Annotated in this window: 20 protein-coding genes; 11 read left to right on the top strand and 9 right to left on the bottom strand. The window is 45.6% G+C overall.

Annotation, left to right across the window (positions count from 1 at the left end; genetic code table 11):
* A partial coding sequence (locus DKW60_RS21915) for a GGDEF domain-containing protein (protein WP_146203549.1) occupies nt 1–1054 on the top strand: 1054 nt, incomplete at its 5' end.
* A gap of 33 nt (nt 1055–1087) precedes the next feature.
* Here the strand turns inward: DKW60_RS21915 and DKW60_RS21910 are convergent.
* Nucleotides 1088–1600 carry a lipocalin family protein gene (locus DKW60_RS21910; protein WP_109839801.1) on the bottom strand — a complete coding sequence of 171 codons (513 nt, stop codon included), beginning with the start codon at nt 1598–1600 and terminating at the stop codon, nt 1088–1090.
* Nucleotides 1601–1803: 203 nt separating this feature from the next.
* Here DKW60_RS21910 and DKW60_RS21905 point away from each other — a divergent pair, with 203 nt between their 5' ends.
* Nucleotides 1804–2235: a BLUF domain-containing protein gene (locus tag DKW60_RS21905; RefSeq protein WP_109839800.1), complete on the top strand. Its 432-nt coding sequence runs from the start codon at nt 1804–1806 to the stop codon at nt 2233–2235.
* A 45-nt stretch (nt 2236–2280) separates the two neighbouring features.
* Here DKW60_RS21905 and DKW60_RS21900 read toward each other — a convergent pair whose 3' ends face one another.
* Both DKW60_RS21900 and DKW60_RS21895 read right to left on the bottom strand, forming a co-directional pair.
* The gene (locus DKW60_RS21900; protein ID WP_109839799.1) at nt 2281–2955 is read right to left on the bottom strand and encodes a response regulator transcription factor; all 675 of its coding nucleotides are present in this window, start codon (nt 2953–2955) and stop codon (nt 2281–2283) included.
* Nucleotides 2956–2964: 9 nt separating this feature from the next.
* Nucleotides 2965–3882, bottom strand: a complete 918-nt coding sequence (locus tag DKW60_RS21895; protein WP_109839798.1) for a LysR family transcriptional regulator — start codon at nt 3880–3882, stop codon at nt 2965–2967.
* Between the two features lie 192 nt (nt 3883–4074).
* Here DKW60_RS21895 and DKW60_RS21890 point away from each other — a divergent pair, with 192 nt between their 5' ends.
* The gene (locus tag DKW60_RS21890) at nt 4075–5217 is read left to right on the top strand and encodes a dimethylsulfoniopropionate demethylase (RefSeq protein ID WP_109839797.1); all 1143 of its coding nucleotides are present in this window, start codon (nt 4075–4077) and stop codon (nt 5215–5217) included.
* A 9-nt stretch (nt 5218–5226) separates the two neighbouring features.
* A complete protein-coding gene (locus DKW60_RS21885; RefSeq protein ID WP_245929762.1) occupies nt 5227–6906 on the top strand; it encodes an AMP-binding protein in 1680 nt (559 codons plus the stop codon).
* 88 nt (nt 6907–6994) lie between these two features.
* On the opposite strand, the gene DKW60_RS21880 is transcribed toward DKW60_RS21885, so the two are convergent.
* The gene (locus DKW60_RS21880; RefSeq protein WP_109839796.1) at nt 6995–7462 is read right to left on the bottom strand and encodes an Lrp/AsnC family transcriptional regulator; all 468 of its coding nucleotides are present in this window, start codon (nt 7460–7462) and stop codon (nt 6995–6997) included.
* Nucleotides 7463–7609: 147 nt separating this feature from the next.
* Between DKW60_RS21880 and DKW60_RS21875 the strand changes: the two genes are divergently transcribed.
* A complete protein-coding gene (locus DKW60_RS21875; protein WP_109839795.1) occupies nt 7610–8236 on the top strand; it encodes a VOC family protein in 627 nt (208 codons plus the stop codon).
* A 101-nt stretch (nt 8237–8337) separates the two neighbouring features.
* On the opposite strand, the gene DKW60_RS21870 is transcribed toward DKW60_RS21875, so the two are convergent.
* A complete protein-coding gene (locus DKW60_RS21870; protein WP_181389846.1) occupies nt 8338–9294 on the bottom strand; it encodes a MerR family transcriptional regulator in 957 nt (318 codons plus the stop codon).
* Between the two features lie 269 nt (nt 9295–9563).
* Between DKW60_RS21870 and DKW60_RS21865 the strand changes: the two genes are divergently transcribed.
* The 6 genes from DKW60_RS21865 (at nt 9564) to DKW60_RS21840 (ending at nt 13581) form a co-directional block, all read left to right on the top strand.
* Nucleotides 9564–10049, top strand: a complete 486-nt coding sequence (locus tag DKW60_RS21865; RefSeq protein ID WP_109839793.1) for an Rrf2 family transcriptional regulator — start codon at nt 9564–9566, stop codon at nt 10047–10049.
* 413 nt (nt 10050–10462) lie between these two features.
* Complete coding sequence (locus DKW60_RS21860) at nt 10463–11050, top strand: hypothetical protein (RefSeq protein WP_109839792.1); 588 nt, start codon at nt 10463–10465, stop codon at nt 11048–11050.
* 133 nt (nt 11051–11183) lie between these two features.
* The gene (locus tag DKW60_RS21855; protein WP_109839791.1) at nt 11184–11579 is read left to right on the top strand and encodes a hypothetical protein; all 396 of its coding nucleotides are present in this window, start codon (nt 11184–11186) and stop codon (nt 11577–11579) included.
* A gap of 163 nt (nt 11580–11742) precedes the next feature.
* On the top strand, nt 11743–12114 hold the full coding sequence (locus DKW60_RS21850) for a copper resistance CopC family protein (protein WP_109839790.1): 372 nt from the start codon (nt 11743–11745) through the stop codon (nt 12112–12114).
* Nucleotides 12104–12982 carry a copper resistance D family protein gene (locus DKW60_RS21845; RefSeq protein WP_109839789.1) on the top strand — a complete coding sequence of 293 codons (879 nt, stop codon included), beginning with the start codon at nt 12104–12106 and terminating at the stop codon, nt 12980–12982. The genes DKW60_RS21850 and DKW60_RS21845 overlap by 11 nt, the downstream gene beginning before the upstream one ends.
* 29 nt (nt 12983–13011) lie before the next feature.
* The gene (locus DKW60_RS21840; RefSeq protein ID WP_109839788.1) at nt 13012–13581 is read left to right on the top strand and encodes a DUF411 domain-containing protein; all 570 of its coding nucleotides are present in this window, start codon (nt 13012–13014) and stop codon (nt 13579–13581) included.
* A gap of 103 nt (nt 13582–13684) precedes the next feature.
* On the opposite strand, the gene DKW60_RS21835 is transcribed toward DKW60_RS21840, so the two are convergent.
* The 4 genes from DKW60_RS21835 to DKW60_RS21820 form a co-directional block, all read right to left on the bottom strand.
* Nucleotides 13685–14263: a histidine phosphatase family protein gene (locus tag DKW60_RS21835; protein WP_109839787.1), complete on the bottom strand. Its 579-nt coding sequence runs from the start codon at nt 14261–14263 to the stop codon at nt 13685–13687.
* A 333-nt stretch (nt 14264–14596) separates the two neighbouring features.
* Nucleotides 14597–15499 (bottom strand): DMT family transporter, encoded by a 903-nt coding sequence (locus tag DKW60_RS21830; protein ID WP_109839786.1) that lies wholly within the window; start codon nt 15497–15499, stop codon nt 14597–14599.
* A 62-nt stretch (nt 15500–15561) separates the two neighbouring features.
* Nucleotides 15562–18099: a glycerol-3-phosphate 1-O-acyltransferase PlsB gene (gene plsB, locus DKW60_RS21825; RefSeq protein ID WP_109839785.1), complete on the bottom strand. Its 2538-nt coding sequence runs from the start codon at nt 18097–18099 to the stop codon at nt 15562–15564.
* 102 nt (nt 18100–18201) lie between these two features.
* A partial coding sequence (locus DKW60_RS21820) for an ISAs1 family transposase (RefSeq protein ID WP_109839784.1) occupies nt 18202–18656 on the bottom strand: 455 nt, incomplete at its 5' end.

Here is an 18656-nt window from a genome sequence, read left to right as displayed (position 1 = left end):
CAAAAATGATGCACTACTAGACCGTGAAATCGGAAATACACTGTTTAGTGCCAATCAGTTCATCAACAATGATCAGACACGTCAGCAGTTCGATGGCCGTTTTGTGGCACTGTCCAATAGTTTTTCAGGCGCAGTGGATGCGATTGAAAGGGATACTATTTTCCAGCAAATTGATGGGATCTCAACCTCAATTCAAACGGTTCAATACCACATTGACTCTGCCCAAAGTCTGATTCTGGAAGCCCCAACTATCGACAAGGCCCGTCTGTATAAATGGGTGAATGAACTTAATGCTATCAAGCGAATGATCAACATACTGGTGCTTGATGTGGTGGCCTCTAACAAAGGGGCATATTCCGAAAGAGCCTTTAAGAAGATTATAAAAACAGCGGGCATTTTATTAGCGTTGATCCTCACCTTCATTCTGTACTTAGGACATTTATTGTTCGAGCTTCGCAAGGAACGCAAACGCAATTTATATATGCTGGCTCACGACCCTTTAACTGGCCTGAGCAGCCGTGAATGCGTCATGACCTCACTTCAGTCACGCTGTAATAACAAAAAACCATTCGCCTTATTGTTGTTTGATCTGAATAAATTCAAGGCTGTAAATGATAACTTCGGCCATCATACCGGTGACCAACTGTTGATTCATTTAGCAGAGAAATTTAAGCAGACGATTGGTAAATATGGCATTGTCGGGCGACTGGGTGGTGATGAGTTTGTATGGCTTGCTGAGTCAGATAATCCTAAAGTGATTGAGCGTCAATACGCACAGTTTTTAGAAGCAATCAGAGAACCTTGCATTATCAAAGGCATGCCTCTGCAAATTCATATTAGCAGTGGTGGCGGCATAGCGGCTGACTATCAATATCACGCAACTCAGTTACTGGAACGGGTCGATGAAGCGATGTACAAGGCGAAGTCCCGCCAAGTAAAAGAAATTGTTTGGGAAAACCAAGCTAAGGGAAAAATGGAGGCAACCGTGGCCGCTAAATCTGCAGCTGGCAAACAAGCTAAACGCTCACGACGTATAGAGCCGGCAGAGGCATAACCCGTATCAAGCTATCCCTCTGCCTAATACTGCTTACTGCTTTACAAAAATCAGTTTATTGGTATCGAAGCCGATTTCCTTAGCGCGTTGCAAGAACCGTTCTTTTATCTCAGGCGAAACCGTCTTGTTGCGCGACAGCAACCACAAATACGATAAATCAGGCCCAGATACAAAGGCATATTGATAGCCCTGTTTGTCCAACTCAAACACCACATAAGATCCATAAAACGGACCAAAGAACGACACCTTCAAATACCCCGTTGAGCTGCCCTGAACGAACTTGGCTTTGCCGACTGACTCGCTCCACTTTTTCTTAGCGGTCGAGTAACCACGATTCACCACTTTTACCGAACCATTCGGATTCAAACTGTACTCAGCGGACACTTGCTCAAGTCCTCGTTCGAATGAATGATCCAGTCTTGCAATCTCGTACCACTTACCCAGATAGCGGTTCAGGTCGAACTCTTTAACTGGAGTAACGCCAGCAGGCATTCCGGTACAGCCACTCAGCACAAGTGCTGCCATCATTAATAATAATTTTTTCATCGTAACTCTCACTTTCTGGCCATTGCAGGCGGATTTCTGATTGTATTGGAAAAAAGAATGCCTCTGCGAGTGTCGATGCAACGTGAAGGAAAGCACTTAGCGAATAGAATGATCAACTTATCCAAAAAGATGATATTGATTGAGCAGGCACTGCTAATTTGATTTACAATTTATCCAACATAATCCGGTATAAGTAAATAAAAATGACAAACCTGACTCGTGTGATTTATGCCAGCAGAGCCGCTCGCTATTTCTCAAGTAATGACATCCTAGAATTATTATCCCGTGCCCGACATAACAATTCGTCACTAAATGTAACGGGAATGCTACTGTATGACCATGGCAGCTTTTTTCAGGTTATCGAGGGCAGTGAATCGGTTATCAACGCCCTTTTCGATAAAATTTCTAAGGATAAACGACACACCCAAGTCACCAAAATCTCTACCGAGTCGATAACAAAACGTCAATTCGGTGAGTGGAGTATGGGCTATGCCTCGGTGTCTGCAGATGAAATAAAAGATGCTGCTGGCATGAACGATTTTTTTGAAGGAACTGATTATCTCTCCAAGATTGATGAAGGCAGAGCTAAAACCTTATTAAAAGCATTTGCGGATGGGCGCTGGAAGCTTGACTAAGTCATTTGGCAGATCTGTATACTACAAGTGCCTGAACAAAAAATCTCAGTCAGCGTGCAAACGCAGCCCGACGCCCTTCACCGTCTGAATCATCGCCGACTCAAAAGGATTATCCACGCCCTTGCGCAAGTTATAAATATGGCTACGCAGTACATCAGTATCCGGCACATCGCTGCCCCACAGCTCCTGCTCAATGGCCTCACGCGTCACGACCTGCGGATAGTCGCGCACAAGTATCGTGAGTATACGAAAACAAGTCGGTGACAACTCGATCGGCTTACCTTCACGTGACACTTGCTGACTGCCGACATCCAATACCAAATCACCAACCTGCAGTTTTTTCTGAGTGACTTCGCCACGGTGACGCTTAACCAACGCCTGTAGCCGCATCACCAGCTCCTGATTTTCAAAGGGCTTGACCAGATAATCATCCGCGCCCTGCGCAAATCCCGTCATCTTATCTTCCAGCTGGTCTCGCGCGGTCAGCATTAAGATCGGTGTATCAATTTGATAGGTCTGACGCAGTTTCTGGCAAATCGTGAAGCCATCCATACCCGGCAGATTCACATCCAGAATAATCGCATCAAAGGGCTGTGACTTAGCCAGTTCCAGACCTGCCAAACCGTTGGCCGCATAATCCACTTCAATGGATTCCAGCGCCAGATAATCAATCAAGGTTTCTGCAAGCAGGTGATGGTCTTCGACTAATAGTACTAACATTTCAACCCTCTATACCCTCTCGGAAGACATCGGCAATAAATGGTTAAACAACTTCTTAGCCGACTGATGCTGCATACCCAAATCATTGAGCATTAGATAGAATCCCTCGGGGGATGGAAATTCCAGATGCTCACTCAAAAGACGGAGCCGGTTCTGCCGTAAGTGCTCATCCACCAGATGCGTTCTGCCCAAAGCAATCCCTAATCCTTGCTCTGCTAATTGATAAGCCACCATAGAATTATCAACCACCCAATCCTGACGCCCTTGCGCACGGCGGTGATTCATCATAACACGGCCCAAGAGCCCCTCATCGGGTTCATCACGCACTTGCTCTTGCCACCAGTTCCATTCCTGATAGTAACCGGACACATGTATCAGTGGTAATTGCTCGATTTGAGCGTCACTGAGGTTCGCCGCGACCACCGGAAACAGTTGATCCTTAGCTAAAGAGCGCAAGTATCTGGTTTCAACTTGCTTGCCCAACGGGCCATAGCCAATCTCTATATGTGCGTTTCGACTCGGTGTATTCGGTTCCCAAATGTCATGAGTCAGCTCAATGGCAATCTCCGGATTGCCCTGGCGAAAAGACTTAAGCTTTTCCGGCAACACCAACATGCTGTAACTGATATTACAGCGGATATGGACTTTATTAAGCTGTTGGCCGGTCAAAAATCGCTGCGTTACATTATCCAGCTGTTGAATCAGCTCACGCGTATCCAACCAATAACGACGACCCTGTTCCGTCAGACTAAGCCCATGCGCATGGCGTTTAAACAGCTGACAATTCAACTGTGACTCCAATGCCTTAATCTGTTTACTCACTGCGGCCTGAGTAATATTCAACTCTTCTGCAGCGCGAGTAAAACTGGCGGATCTTGCTGATGCTTCAAAACTTCTTAGCCAGGTTAATGGAGCTTGCTTACTCATTCACAGTCCTCATTCATGATTGTATCGAGTGTACCTATTTTCTTGAATTAGCCAATCTTTTCTGCATTTTTCGCACTTGCACATAACGTTTAATAAGTCTCAGGATGGTTGAATTTCGTTTGCCTAATCCTAGCGCCAGCAGACAAAATCGATGCTCCAAAGCATCTATCAACACCATCAGAGAATCCGTTCATGCCTCAGCTATCGATATCCCGGCGTACTCGTTCAACACCATTCACCTCACGTCTAAGCGATGCTGGCGTTAAGGCCTATACCGTCTATAACCACACACTGCTGGCGACGGTGTTTCGATCGCTTGAAGAGGACTATCACCACCTCTGCTCCTTTGTTCAGGTATGGGATGTGTCTTGTGAACGTCAGATACAAATACAAGGGAATGATGCTAACAAATTAGTACAGTGGATGACGCCACGCGATATCAGTAAAGCCCAAAGTGACCAATGTTTTTACCTACCACTGTGTGACCAGCACGGTAAGCTCATGAATGATCCGGTCGGTATAAAAATTGATGAGCAGACCTGGTGGCTGAGTATTTCTGACTCTGACATTTTACTGTGGGCCAAAGGTCTGGCCTATGGAAAAGACCTTGACGTTACCGTTACAGAACCGGACGTCGGCCCTATCGCCATTCAAGGGCCGTTAGCCGACACACTAATGGCACGAGTGTTTGGTGACGTGGTGAATGACATTCGCTTTTTCCGCTACAAACGACTGCCCTACCAAGGCCATGAGTTCATCGTCGCGCGCTCCGGCTGGTCAAAACAAGGTGGTTATGAAGTCTATATTGATGACGCAAGCTTGGGGCAGGCACTGTGGGATGAGTTATTTGAAAAAGGTGAAGACTTACATGTCGGGCCCGGGTCGCCAAACCTGATCGAGCGTATCGAGAGCGGTTTGATGTCATTCGGCAATGATATGGATTACCGACATACGCCTCTGGAATGTGGACTGGATAAATTCTGCAATCTGGACAGTGATATCGACAGCATGAGTCTTCCGGCCTTGCGGGCACAACGGGAATCTGGGATTGAGCAGAGACTGGTTGGCATTGTAGCGGAAGACATCACACACCAACCAAACACAGTGCAGCTAATGGTTGATGATCAGGAAGTTGGCGAAGTCACCTCGCATATTATGTCAGCTAAGTACTTTGCATGGATTGCTTTCGCCTTTATTGATCAAAAAACGTTATACGACTTGTCCGACTCCCAAAAAACATTAACAATTAGAACCGAGCAAGGTGACTTTGAAGGGCGCATTAGCGAACTACCCTTTAACTTTGACCAACTCGGGCTAACCTCAAAAACCGCTTAAGGATCCACAATGCAATCATCGGGAAACTCTCTGACACTGCCGACTATGTACGACTCATTACAGTCGAGCATTGGTCATGACGCTAACTTTGTACCACTCACACCGACGTCATTTTTATCCCGAACTGCTGATGTGTATCCCAACCGAACCAGCCTGATCTATGAAGACCAACAATACACATGGGCGCAAACCGAACAACGTTGTCAGCAAATTGCACAGGCTCTGAAAGGATTTGGCTTAAGCCAGCATGACACCGTATCCGTGCTGGCATTTAACACCCCAGAAACCTTTGAGGCGCACTTTTTTGTGCCAATGGCTGGCGGAGTCCTCAACACCATTAACACCCGTTTGGATGAGCCAACCGTTCGTTACATACTAAACTTTGCAGAAGCCAAAGCGATTGTGGTGGATCGGGAATTACTCCCTCTGGCCATCGAAGGGATTCGTGACCGGCAAAAAGCAGGCGTGCGTGTACCGGTTATTTTAATCGATGATCCCGCCGCACTAAACCAACCTGATTTACCGGATGACTTAGAGATCCACGACTATCATTCATTGCTACAAAATGAGATTACCAAGGCAGACTATTTGCCTTGCACGGTAGACAATGAATTACAGCCCTTAGCCATCAACTTTACCTCCGGCACTTCCGGTAATCCTAAAGGCGTGGTCTATCATCACCGTGGGTCATACCTGATGTCGATGGGGACAATTTCCGGCTGGCCGTTGCCGATGCACCCGGTATACCTCTACACCGTTCCGCTATTTCACTGTAATGGCTGGGGTCACGCGTGGACCATGACGGCGATGGCGGCGACTGTTATCTGTGTGCGTTATATCGTGCCTACTAAGATCTTCCAGCAGATGCAGCAATACCAGGTCACACACTTTGGGGGTGCTCCCATAGTCCTGAATATGTTGGCCAATGCGCCGGACTGTCCTGATAAAATATCTGAGGACCGTATCGTGCATTGCATGACGGCAGGTGCGCCGCCACCGGCACCAGTGTTGGCTAAAATGGAAGGCATGGGCTTTGACGTGATGCACGTTTATGGCCTGACTGAAACCTACGGCCACATTCTGCAAGGCACCGCTCAAGCCGAGTGGAGTGAGGCCAGTCAGGACGAAGTTGCCGAGCTAAAATCACGTCAAGGCGTGCGTTTCCCGATGACTGAATCTGCCGATGTGGTTGACCCGGAAACTCTTCAGCCCGTTGCGCATGACGGTGTAGAAATGGGCGAGATTGTGATCCGCTCCAACACCACCATGACGGGCTACTTAAAAGCACCAGAAGCGACCGAAGAAGCCTTCCGTGATGGTTGGTTCTGGAGTGGCGATCTGGCGGTCATCCATCCGGATGGCTATATACAAGTCAAAGACCGCGCCAAAGACATTATCATCTCAGGCGGCGAAAATATCTCATCCGTAGAAATTGAAAACGCACTCTACAAACACCCCGCAGTGAATGAGGCTGCCGTGGTCGCCATGCCGGATGAAAAATGGGGTGAAACGCCCTGTGCTTTTATTGAGTTAAAACAAGGTGTCACTGCGACTGAGCAGGAGATAATTGAGCATTGTAAGCAGCACTTAGCGGGCTTTAAAAAGCCAGGGAAAGTGGTATTCGGTGGGTTACCTAAAACGGCGACGGGAAAAATTCAGAAGTATGAGTTGCGCACGCGCACTCAATAAGTAGCCGCCCCACCCCTCAACATCCGGCACTACTTAGGTATCATCACCCCATAGTAGTGCCGAACTAAATCGGTGTTAGTCACTACCATTAGTCATGCCGTGCTGACTCAACCATCACCTCATAGGCCTTCACCTCCTCCAGAATAATGGAGGAGCTGGCATCCAATACTCCCGGAATCGATAAAATCTCCCTCTCCAGAAACTGGCCATAAGCTTCGAGATTAGGCGCAACCACATCCAGAATAAAATCTACACTCCCCGACAATTTATAACAGGACTGCACCTGAGGCAGCTCGCGGATAATCTCCCGAAACTGTTTGGCCAACGCCACATCACTGCGCTGCATTTTTACTTCAACGAATGAGCGGACTTCATGACCTAGCTTTTTAGTGTCCAGTGCTATCGTAAAGTGCTTTATCAAACCACTGGCTTGCATCTGTTGCACATGTCGCTGCACTGCAGATGGTGACAGATTCACATGCTCAGCAATTTCCGTCCAGCTCAAACGCCCGTTATCCGCTAGCAGCCGCAGGATTTGTTTATCAAAATCATTCATTAACGCAGGATTCCATCATATATAGACTAAAAATAGCTTATTCCTGCAGATAGTAGCAATAAACCGGTGAATATAGCAGGGTAAGTTATCAGCGCTCGTTCTAGAATAAATTCATCACACAAACACATACTTAGAAGGAGCGAAACAATGTCTTATTTAAAGAAAGTTGATCATATTTCTTATGCTTGCGAAAAAGGCAGCATCGAGCGCTGGGCTTGGTTTCACATAGAAGTTGAAGGCGGCACCCTGATTAAGCGGATTGATGATGTTCGTCCTGATGACAAAAAAAGCAGTATGAAAATCTGGTGCATCGACTACGGTGATTTTGGCATTGCGTTGATCGAAGGCATCGATCGTGAAGAGAAATCCCAAGTGACCAACTTTGTTGAAAAGCACGGTGATCACTCTTGCCAGCATGTCGCTTACGATTGCTACGACCTTGAGGATTTCCAGAGAAACATGATTGAAAAAGGCGGACACCCTCGCGGCCAGACGTTAGTTCGTGATGATGGTTTTGGTATTCTTAAGCAAATGTTTGCTAAGGGTTATGCCTCCGGCCATGCGGGTGAAGCGACATTCCCTGAGTATTGTCAACGCCCTACTTCTGCTGAAGAGGCTAAGGACATTCAGACCACATTCTCGAATGAAGCCGGTGAAGGCTTTTATAATCAGGTACAGGATGCGATTGATTCTGGCGATGAGACGCCGTTCTTTGATTTTTCTAAAATGCCTACGGAATGGCAGGTTCCGGCTGAGCATGCCGTCGGTCACTAAATACTTGCTTAGTTGTTGAATAACTTCAGCAACTGCAAACTGTAACTCACAACTATAAGAGCCATGTGCGAAGATGCTAGTGGCTCTTTCTTACAATAAGATTAAATTTGTATATTTTCTGCTTCGATGACTTTCTCCATCGCATTTTCGATGATGTGGCGAGCCCTAGCCGCGGCATTATTTAAATACGCATGCAACTCAGCATCTTCGAGATTTAAACTCTCGCATTCACTGCTATATTTTTCAAATGAGTTCAGTGCAAAGAGTAACTCAGCAAGATGCTGCGGACATTCACATTTCACCAAAGGCGATATCTCAGCAATTTTGACTAAGGCTTCATCATCATAACGCCGCGCCGGAGCAATCGAAAAGTCACCCTCAAAATCATTATCGTACAGTGACATCAAGGCATTTTTTTTATTGAACAAAGACCTGCAATGATCTTTGATCGAATTTATATCAACCGGAGCCTGTAAAATACTGCATTTGGATTTTGGCAACCTGTTCAACGTTTCCTGAGAAGCAAATCGATAAACCACAAGCGCATGAGATGCGTTAAAACGATACATCAAATCTAATATTTGCTGAACATTCTCTTCCTGTAATGCTGAATTTTCGAAAATTAATATATCGACCTTGGGTATATCAGTTTCGTTACCTAAGGAATTAGGATGATTGTAAGAGGCAGCTAACTCAATATCATCGTTATTATCCTTATCAGATGAAAACTTCGCTGATAAGGATCTACCGATAGTCACAATTTTGATTGGACCGTCTGGTATATCACTTTGGCTAATCTGCGTTTCCTCAGCAACACGAGATTGCAACTCTTCCAGACTTAGAGTGGCGACATTGCTGATCGAATCACCACCGTCGATAAGTGTTTTGATTATTTTCAAACGAGAAATATCAGCATTTGCATACAATCTTCTACCTGTGCCTGAGCGGATTGGAGTGACTGCTGCATATCTACGCTCCCATATTCTTAATTTATCTGTAGAAATTCCTGTTAATTGTGATGCTTTACCAATCTCATAAGCTGCCGCAGGTGTTGTCATAAACATAATCTCATTAAAGATAATATTTGTATTATACAAAACCTTGACAGAATGACAAAGCATAACTAATGTATAGGACAAGACTTTAACATACTGAGACAGTTAGACACCAAAGTTACAAAGCAAACATCGCTAAATTAGTAACCGACCAGCCTCAGTGCGACTCACCCTACAATATGGACAAAGGTTAGACAAAAGAGCTATTAACAATTATTGATTACTTTTTTGTCCAGGTAATTATTTGGCAAGTTAATGAAGAGAAGATAAAAATGAAATTATCAAGCAAAGGACAATATGCCATTCAAGCAATGCTGAAGCTGGCAATTTTCAGTAGAACTCCGGTCACGCTGAACGAGATTTCTAACTCTCAGTCTATTTCTATCTCGTATTTGGAGCAGCTATTTTCAATGCTCAGAAGATCGGGGCTAGTCGAGGGTGTTCGTGGCCCGGGCGGTGGTTACCGTCTAAGTAAATCACCTAATTTGATTAGTATTGCGGACATTGTGAACGCAGTTGAAGACTCATCGCGTAACAAAAAACTTGATGAACACTCAAACTCTACTCAGAGTGGGGGTTACATTACTAATCAACTCTGGAATGACCTTAGTGAACAACTAACAGCATATCTAGACTCGATTTCATTAGGCGATGTTGTGAAAGATCAAGTTGTTGTGAAAGTTCAATATCAACCAGATGAAACAACACGTCGGATTGCAACAATGTTTCCGGTGACAGAACAGCTTATGGTGGCTTGATCACACTACAACTTAGGTTGTGCTGGACCCAAGGCATAAGCGCAACATGCACTCAGGCTTTGAGCAGCAAGATGATGTATGGCTGACTTTTGGTGATGTAATGACACAGATAAACCAGTTACATAAGAGTACGTCGAGTTCATGTTAACTGGTATATTCGGTAGTTAGACCACTAGTGAGATTTGATTTACTTGGGCTTTTGCTACCGCATCGATCCTGCTTAATCCGGCATGCTTGAAAGTGCTTGCATCGACCAAGAACTTGAATAAGCAACTTCAACATTTAGCAGTTAAACAGAGAACGCTGACAAGTCCCCTGCGAGCACCACCCTATATAATCCGAACTATATAATTCCATAAAACAGATACGATATGATGCTCCATTACAATAATGAAAACAGGATGCATCGAATCATGAAATCAGGACTATCAGGACTATCAGGACTATCAGGCTTTATTTTTCTCTCCGCTGTGTTACTGACGGCATGCTCTGAGAAAATGAATCATAGCCAGCACATGGCGAATATGACCCAACAGGACACGTCAGGCATGCCAACAGAAGCGGGACAAAGTAGCTTCGCCGCTATCGCTGAAATCGTCAATATACTCTCAAGCAATCCCGACACAGACTGGTCAAAGGTGAACATCAACGCACTGCGCGAACACCTGCTGGATATGAACAATCTAATGATCGGCGCTAACGTTAAAGAAGTAGCAATCGACAACGGCATGCGTTTTGAAGTGACTGGCGAAGCTAATGTGCTTGGAGCAATTAAACGCATGGTGCCAGCGCACTCCAAAGAGCTGAACAAAATGAAAGAGTATGATGTATCAACCAAGAACATTGACGGTGGCATCTCGATGACAGTGACCACTAACAATGAAGCGACCACTCATAAAATAAAGGGTTTGGGATTTTTTGGATTAATGGCCACAGGCTCACACCACCAGCCGCATCACTTTATGATGGCAACGGGTAACGGTCATATGATGCATCACTGATTCATCTCTGTAAGCCATGGTTAGAAAGGTTTGGTTGGTGCAAAGTGATGATTATTACACCATATACCAGCGACGTGATTACTCACTCCGTTTACACGGATATTAGTTGACAGTCGTAAGACTATTTTAGACTATGAGCAACATGATACGTCACTTTCTCATATTTCTGTTGCTAGTAACCCTCAATGCGAATGCCATTACGGGTTCGTTGATGATGATAGAAATGTCTACAATGACATCACACATGTCAGATGCATCAGAAATGACGGATCACCACATGACTCAGCATTCCGACCGAATGTCTATGTCAGCAGCCTCGACGGATCATTGCCAGATGCAGCCATCCGATGAGGCGAATTGTGAGGATGAACATAGTTGTGGACTGTGCACGATGCACTCAACCGCCGCACTCATCCCTACCATTGCAGCCATTAATGGCTCTAATCAGTTCAGCTTTGAACCGAACTACCAAGTCAATGATGCCCTCAGCATCCATTCCCCATTGTTAAAGCCGCCCAAATCCGCCTGAATGATATTTGCTTAGCACTCTTTATTAAAAGGCATGCAGCACTTGAATACCCCTGAATAAACATAGCTCAATGTAGAGCACGAGGCGTACTGCTATCAACAGTATCGCTCCCATATTCAGTGGGTCGCCACATCAAATTTCATAACAAAACAATGGTAAAACAATGATGTTTTTAAAAACAATCATGGCTACAGCTGTTCTTTTGATCAGTGTTTCCGTACTGGCACATACGGATATCAAATCTACTTTTCCTGCTAATGAACAAGCGTTAACAGAGGCACCAACACAATTAACGCTAACTTTTTCAGGCCCAGTCCGTCTGATGAAAGTCCTGATGAACAATAGTGAAGCGGAAGCACTTGATATTGAATTCAAACCCACTGCAGAGGCCAGTAAGTCATTCAATGTGTCGCTGCCTGATCTCGAAATGGGTCAATATTTGGTGAGTTGGGTATCAATGGGAAAAGACGGACACAAGATGAAAGGAGACTTCAGCTTCACTGTCGTGAGCGAAGGTGCGGGTCATGACAACTGACCTATCACCTTGGTTAGTCGCTACCTTTAGTAGCAAGATATTGCTCTATATCGCTTATGCCATGTCTGTCGGCGGTGTAGCTGCAACCTTTCTCATTCAGCGATACAAGCCACAACACCTGCCCAATCCCGCTTATACTTTATGGGGAGTGATACTTGGCTTAGTGTCATCGAGCCTGTATTTTTTTATACAAGTCGGGGCGTTTTCAGAGTCGGGGGTCAGTGGAATGTGGGATACCACTTACATTGGTATTCTCTGGCAAACAGGAGTTGGTCTAAGCTATAAATTGCGTTTAGCAGGCTGGTTCGGCGTGTTGCTATTAATCATGGCCATGCGCTTAAATACCACCTATGTAAAACCACTGTCTCTGATCACGTTATTAGTCATGCTACTGATTGCCATGTCGTTTAGTCTGGTAGGTCATACGGCAGAGCAAGCGCCGTGGGTAAGAGTAGCGTTGGTGCTGCATGTCTTTATTGCGCTGTGGTGGATTGGCTTACTGTATCCACTGGGACAATGGTGCCGTGAGTTTCCTGCCAACACATTACGCTTGCTGATGCACGAGTTTGGAAAACACGCTGTCTTTATGGTGACGTTATTGCTCATTGCTGGTGGAGGCATCTCTTATGCCGTAGAAGGCAGTTTTGAAGCGCTATTTAATTCTCCGCATGGCAATATCTTATTATTAAAGCTTGGTGTAGTCGCAGCCATATTATCACTAGCCGCACTTCACAAATTCCGCTTGGTTCCCGGCTTAGAAACTGTGCAATCTGTAAAGGCATTACAATTCTCAATTTCGCTGGAAATGGGGCTTGCAGTATTGATTTTAGTAATCACAGCTGCCCTTAGCACTCTATTTGGTCCCTAAAAGATCGCACTCTTATAAGGAAAAACACGATGAAAAACACAATTTATTCCTCACGTATATCGATATTCTTACTCACTGTTTTCATAAGTTCGACGGCATTATTGACTCAGGTTTACGCGGACGAAGTCATTGCCCCTAACGCCACAAGCAATGAGCTTACGGACACGCCAGAGGCTACTAAAGTGGCGGAGGAATCCACCACTGAACAGCCGAAAACGTTACCTCTGCCACTGGTCACTGTTTATAAAAGTGCCAGCTGTGGCTGCTGCGCTGCTTGGATCGATCACATGAAGGACAATGGATTTCCCGTTGAAGCACATGATTCAGACAATCTGAATCAGTACAAAATAAAAGCCAAACTAGGCCCTGGTTTAGGGTCTTGCCACACCGCTTTTGTCGGCGACTACGCCATTGAGGGACATGTCCCGGCGGATGATGTGAAACGGCTATTATCTGAAAAGCCAGATATTTCGGGACTCACCGCACCCGGCATGCCGATGAATTCTCCGGGCATGGCTCCTAAAGGTAGTAAGCCATCAGGCTATGATGTGATTAGCTTTAAGGATGGTGAAGCAGTGGGCGTATTCACTGAGTATTGATCGCACCAATTATCGATGGATCACTGTGCGGCTGGAATCATTGGTTTATGATCCAGCTGCTCGCTAGAGCACTGACCGTTTCGTCGTTAACATACTAATACTATTAAGATCTAATGGGTTTCCATCCATGAATTAACTGACTGGTGGCGGCATCAAACGCATAATAATTACCGCCACCCGACCCCGGTTGATCATGCTTTCTGGCTATTTCATAACCCGCTAAGTGACACAATAACAAAGCACCAACTGCACCATGCGAAACGATTACAATCGCACCACTGGATTTATCCTGCTCCGTAATATTCGTCACTGCCTGCACGATCCGTCGCTGGGCAGCATCTGCCGTTTCCCACCCAAGAACAGAATTATGAGGTTCGGCAAAAAACTGATCTGCAATCGCTTCGAATTGTTTCGCAGGTAAAAAGCCGGTAGAGGAACGATCATTTTCACCAAGCTCATGGATTTGATGAATCGGTAAATTGCAATGTTTCGACAACACCTCAGCGCCATCAATAGCCTTTTTTTCGGTGCTGCAATAAATCGCCGTAATATCGGAGATCCAGGGCTGTTGCAGCAAGTCATGCATCCGCGCTAAACCGCGCTCTGAAAGCGACCATTCGGGCACTGGTTTATCAGCATCCACAATCACATCAGGGTGCGATATAAAATAGACAATCCTCAAGAACACTCCTTTAATTCTTTTCTGACATCTGACACTCCGTAACCTGAGCGGCCAGATGTGACACAACTTTGGTCTTTTAACGTCGATAGCTGACAATACCAAGCTTTGTGTCAGTATTTGGCAACTTAGCAAAACCTAAAAATATCAATATTAATCAATACTTTAAAGAAAACATAAAAAGTTGGCACGGCATCTGCATTAACTTAATCAACAACAAAATAAAAATAACAACATAACAATAAAAATTTACTAGCAAGCCCCCGAGAAGATCGATCTACCAATAATAAAAATAAGATCATCGACAATCTCACCCCCCGCGCCCTGTGTTTACCCCTACATAGGGCGCATTTTTTTGTCTGGCACTTTTCGCGCCAGCCCAATACCCAATAATATCAACGCTAAAGCTGCCAAACTCTGCCACTCAATCATTTCGTGCAACACCAATGCGCCGGCAAAATAAGCCACCACCGGAATCACATAATTGATATTCGACAGAAATGTCGGCCCCGCATTGCGGATCACCGCAAAATACAACAAAGTCGCGATACCCGTTGGCCCGACGCCTAGCCAAATCGTCGCTAATACCGCGCTCTGACTATATTCCTGTTGCCAAGGCATATCTTTATACAACCAAATCGGCACAATAATCAGGCTACCGGTAAACAACATGCCCACGCCCGCCACAATCGGATTAAACTGCGGCAACACACGCACGATGACACTATTGACTGCATAGCTAATGCTAGCCATCAAGATCAGCACAATGCCGAAAAAGGTATTATCCGCACCCTGAATACTGGGATACATAATGATGAACACGCCCAAGATACCCAGACAGAAGCCGATCAGCTTGTAAGTATTTAAGCGTTCATTCGGCACCAGAAAGTGTGCTAACACCATCGTGAATAGTGGCATACTGGCCATGAGTAATCCGGCCACACCGGAGCTAACACTTTGCTGCCCAAAGGAGATAAACGAAAATGGCAGCAAGTTACCGAGTAATCCAAACAATAAGAACATTGACCATGACTTAAGATCACGCGGCAATGTCAAGCGCTTCACCCATAGCACAATACCCAGCACCACCGAGCCAAGTAACACACGCATCGCCACCACGCCAACGGGAGAGAAACTTTCCAGCGAGATGGAGACAAACATAAACGACGTGCCCCACAGGAAAATCAACCCCAACCACATGGACCAGTTAGCTAATGGTGAACCGCTCGCTTGCGTCATAAAACTGCCTCATCGTGCTTTAGGACATTAGTCGTATTCACACTTTGTTTTGTCGATGTAATTTAAGTATCCAGCAACTCAGTTTGCTCCAACATTTGCATAATATTGGAACGCGTGGTTTTACTCAGGAGACGACGAATGCGTTGATCTGAGCGCTGGAATACCTCACTGAATGCCAGATCTTCCGTACCGTATACCTTCACATAGTCGATATGGATCAGTGTATCAATAAAATTAGAGATCAGGTTTTTATCGGAATAATCCGGTGAATTCAGCTCATGAATCATCGCCACCCGCTGCGCCATCAACTGACACTTCTTCTCAAGCTCTGCCTTTGGCATAGTCTTATCACCGTTTTTAGCCAATAACGCCAGTGTCAGATAATAGACCTCCAGGGTCGGCGAAATCACCCGTGCCAATAAATTCAACTGCGCAAATTGCACCGAGCCAAAACCGCCACGACTGTATTCCTCGGACGCTTCATCCTTCTCCAGCAAGCCTTGCCCACACAACTCGGCCAATACCGTTTTGATCACATCCGGTAGATCATCTTTTTCCCAATCCAGAAACAGTTCACTCTGTAAAAATGGGTAGATCAACTTAATCAGTTTAATGATTTCCACTTCTGGCAGACGACGCATATTAATGAAACAACAGGCAATCACCGACGGTAAGGCCATGAGATGCAGAATGTTATTCCGGTAATAAGTCATCGATACCGAATGTTTTTCATCCAGATATAAAATATCGCCCAGCTCATGCTTGCGGCGTTTAAGCATTTTTAAAGCTTCAACACGTGCGATTTGTTCGGTTGAAGTCTCCTGAGTTATCACAATGCGATCTGAGTATTGCTGCGCCTTGAGTATCGCCTGATACATCACCAGCATTTTCATCAGCTCACCCTCACCCATATTCTGCTTGGAAGTTGCAAGCATAACGGTAGCCACCAGATTTACCGCATTCACGGTGGCAGCCCCATTGATACGACGACCGATCGTTGACGACAACACCGCCACAGAGTCACGCACCCAATCCGGACGCTGCGCATCCTCATACTCATCTGCATTCCATGAGGGGTGTTGCTCATCCAGAATCTGATTGAGAAAAATCGGTTGACCAAAGTTAGCCGACACCTTGCCAAAGTTACCGCGAATACGCAGCATAGAACGCATCGAGTTGATAAACGTTTCTGACTTTTTGTCCTCGCCTGACAGCTCTGCCTGATAAGCCTTAGTTTCCAGCAGTTTTTCATAACCAATGTACACCGGAATAAACGCTACTGGCTTTTTTCGATACTTCAGGAAGCCATGTACCGTCATCGACACCATGCCGGGTTTAGGTTTGAGTAAGCGCCCTGTACGGCTGCGACCACCTTCTACAAAGTATTCTATCGCCACACCTTTTGATACCAACTCAGCAACATACTCAAACATCACCGAGGAATAAAGCTGATTCCCTTTAAAGCTTCGGCGGATGAAAAACGCCCCGCCACCTCGCAGAATCGAACCGATAATGGGCATATTTAAATTACGTCCGGCAGCGATATAAGGTATCGCAAGGCCCTCGTAATAAATCACATAAGACAGCAACAGGTAATCAATATGACTGCGGTGACAAGGCACGTAGACTAATTCGTGACTACGCGCTAACTCTTTGAGATCACCATTATTGGTCACTTCGATACCGGAATAAAATTTATTCCAGAAGTACGACAAGCCCCGGTTCATTATCTGAATCGTGATTTGAGTACAGTTCGCTACGATTTCATGCACATAGCGGCGCGCCTGTACGGTCGCTTTGTATTCTGTAATATTATCTTCGTCGCAGCGGGCTTTAATTGCGCGCTGAACATCTGGCTTCAGAATCAAATCCCGTACCAAGGTTCTGCGGTGTGATACGTCCGGACCAAGGGTGGCGACACGTTCGTCAGTCAGGCGTTTGGACAACACCGCCTGTAGCTGATCGATGGTGTGGTCTGTCACTTCAGTCGCTGAAATTTGTGATGAGCGCGAGATGACCGCATCACTTGAGATATCTGCCTGAATGGTGGTGCTGAGTGCAGCTTCATCTTTGTAAACAATCACATCGGAGTATTTAACAAAGGTATCCCGACCATGAATCAGAATGGTGAAAAACTTATGGATACGTCCGGCAAAACTCCAGGAATCAGCAAATAACACCGGCAGCCATCGCTCCTGTTTGGAGACAGGCCTGCCCCAAAATACAGAGACCGGTACGAATTGTACTTCCTGTTCCGGGTGTTCTTTCAAAGACTCTACGATTCCGCGCAGCATGCGGGAACGCTTCGGCTGCTTCTGTAACCACGCTTTAAACGGTTGGCGCGGCGAAATGGAATACACCGAAAACCAGCTCGATAGTTCCGGTGAGGCAATCCGGTTCATCGGTGCGGGTAAGCCTAAGCGCTCACACTCTGCCTCTAACACTAACAAGCTTGACCACGAGCGGGTTTCCAACACATAGATAATGGGCTGGTTCGGTTTTATATTGAGTTCGCTGAGATCCGTCGGAACCACATCGGTTTTTACCCAAAGATAGAGGATTTTTCTGGCGAGTAAGTTTATTGTGCTGCGTATTGTCATAAGCCACGGATATCAGTACGGATTGTGAGGAATAACCTATCAGGCTTAAGCGCTTGTGTCATTCATTGTGACAGGATAATACAGGGCAATCGCTTGAAAGATTTACAGCTCTTGCCGCAATAGTTTTTCAAGAAACTCGACAGACCACGCCGCTTTTTTCCGCTTCACTTTCAAGCTCGCTTTACCCTGCACCTGCCTTAACAGGTTGGTGATGATATGCCTGACAATTGCCATATTTTTAGCACCATTGCCAGAACGAACTCTCGCATGATCTTCTTTGAAAACGACATCTAACACCCAATGTAGCTTGTTTTCGATTCCCCAATGTGAACGAACTACATACAATGCTGCTTTAGCGGTCATTGCCAGACTGCAAATATAATAACGACAGTAAGTGCTTGAAGTCCCATTTCTTTCTGTTGTCAATGATACTTCCACAATAGCCGCCAAACCCTCCCAATCATGGCGCTGTTTAAGCCAATCAACGTCACTACAAATGCGACAGTGACGCTGTTCAATCCGTCCATGATCTTTCTCAATCGTTGAATAGTCGTCGA

Source organism: Leucothrix pacifica, from assembly GCF_003172875.1.
GTDB classification, from domain to species: Bacteria; Pseudomonadota; Gammaproteobacteria; order Thiotrichales; family Thiotrichaceae; genus Leucothrix; species Leucothrix pacifica.
This window is presented reverse-complemented; position numbering and strand designations above follow the sequence as displayed.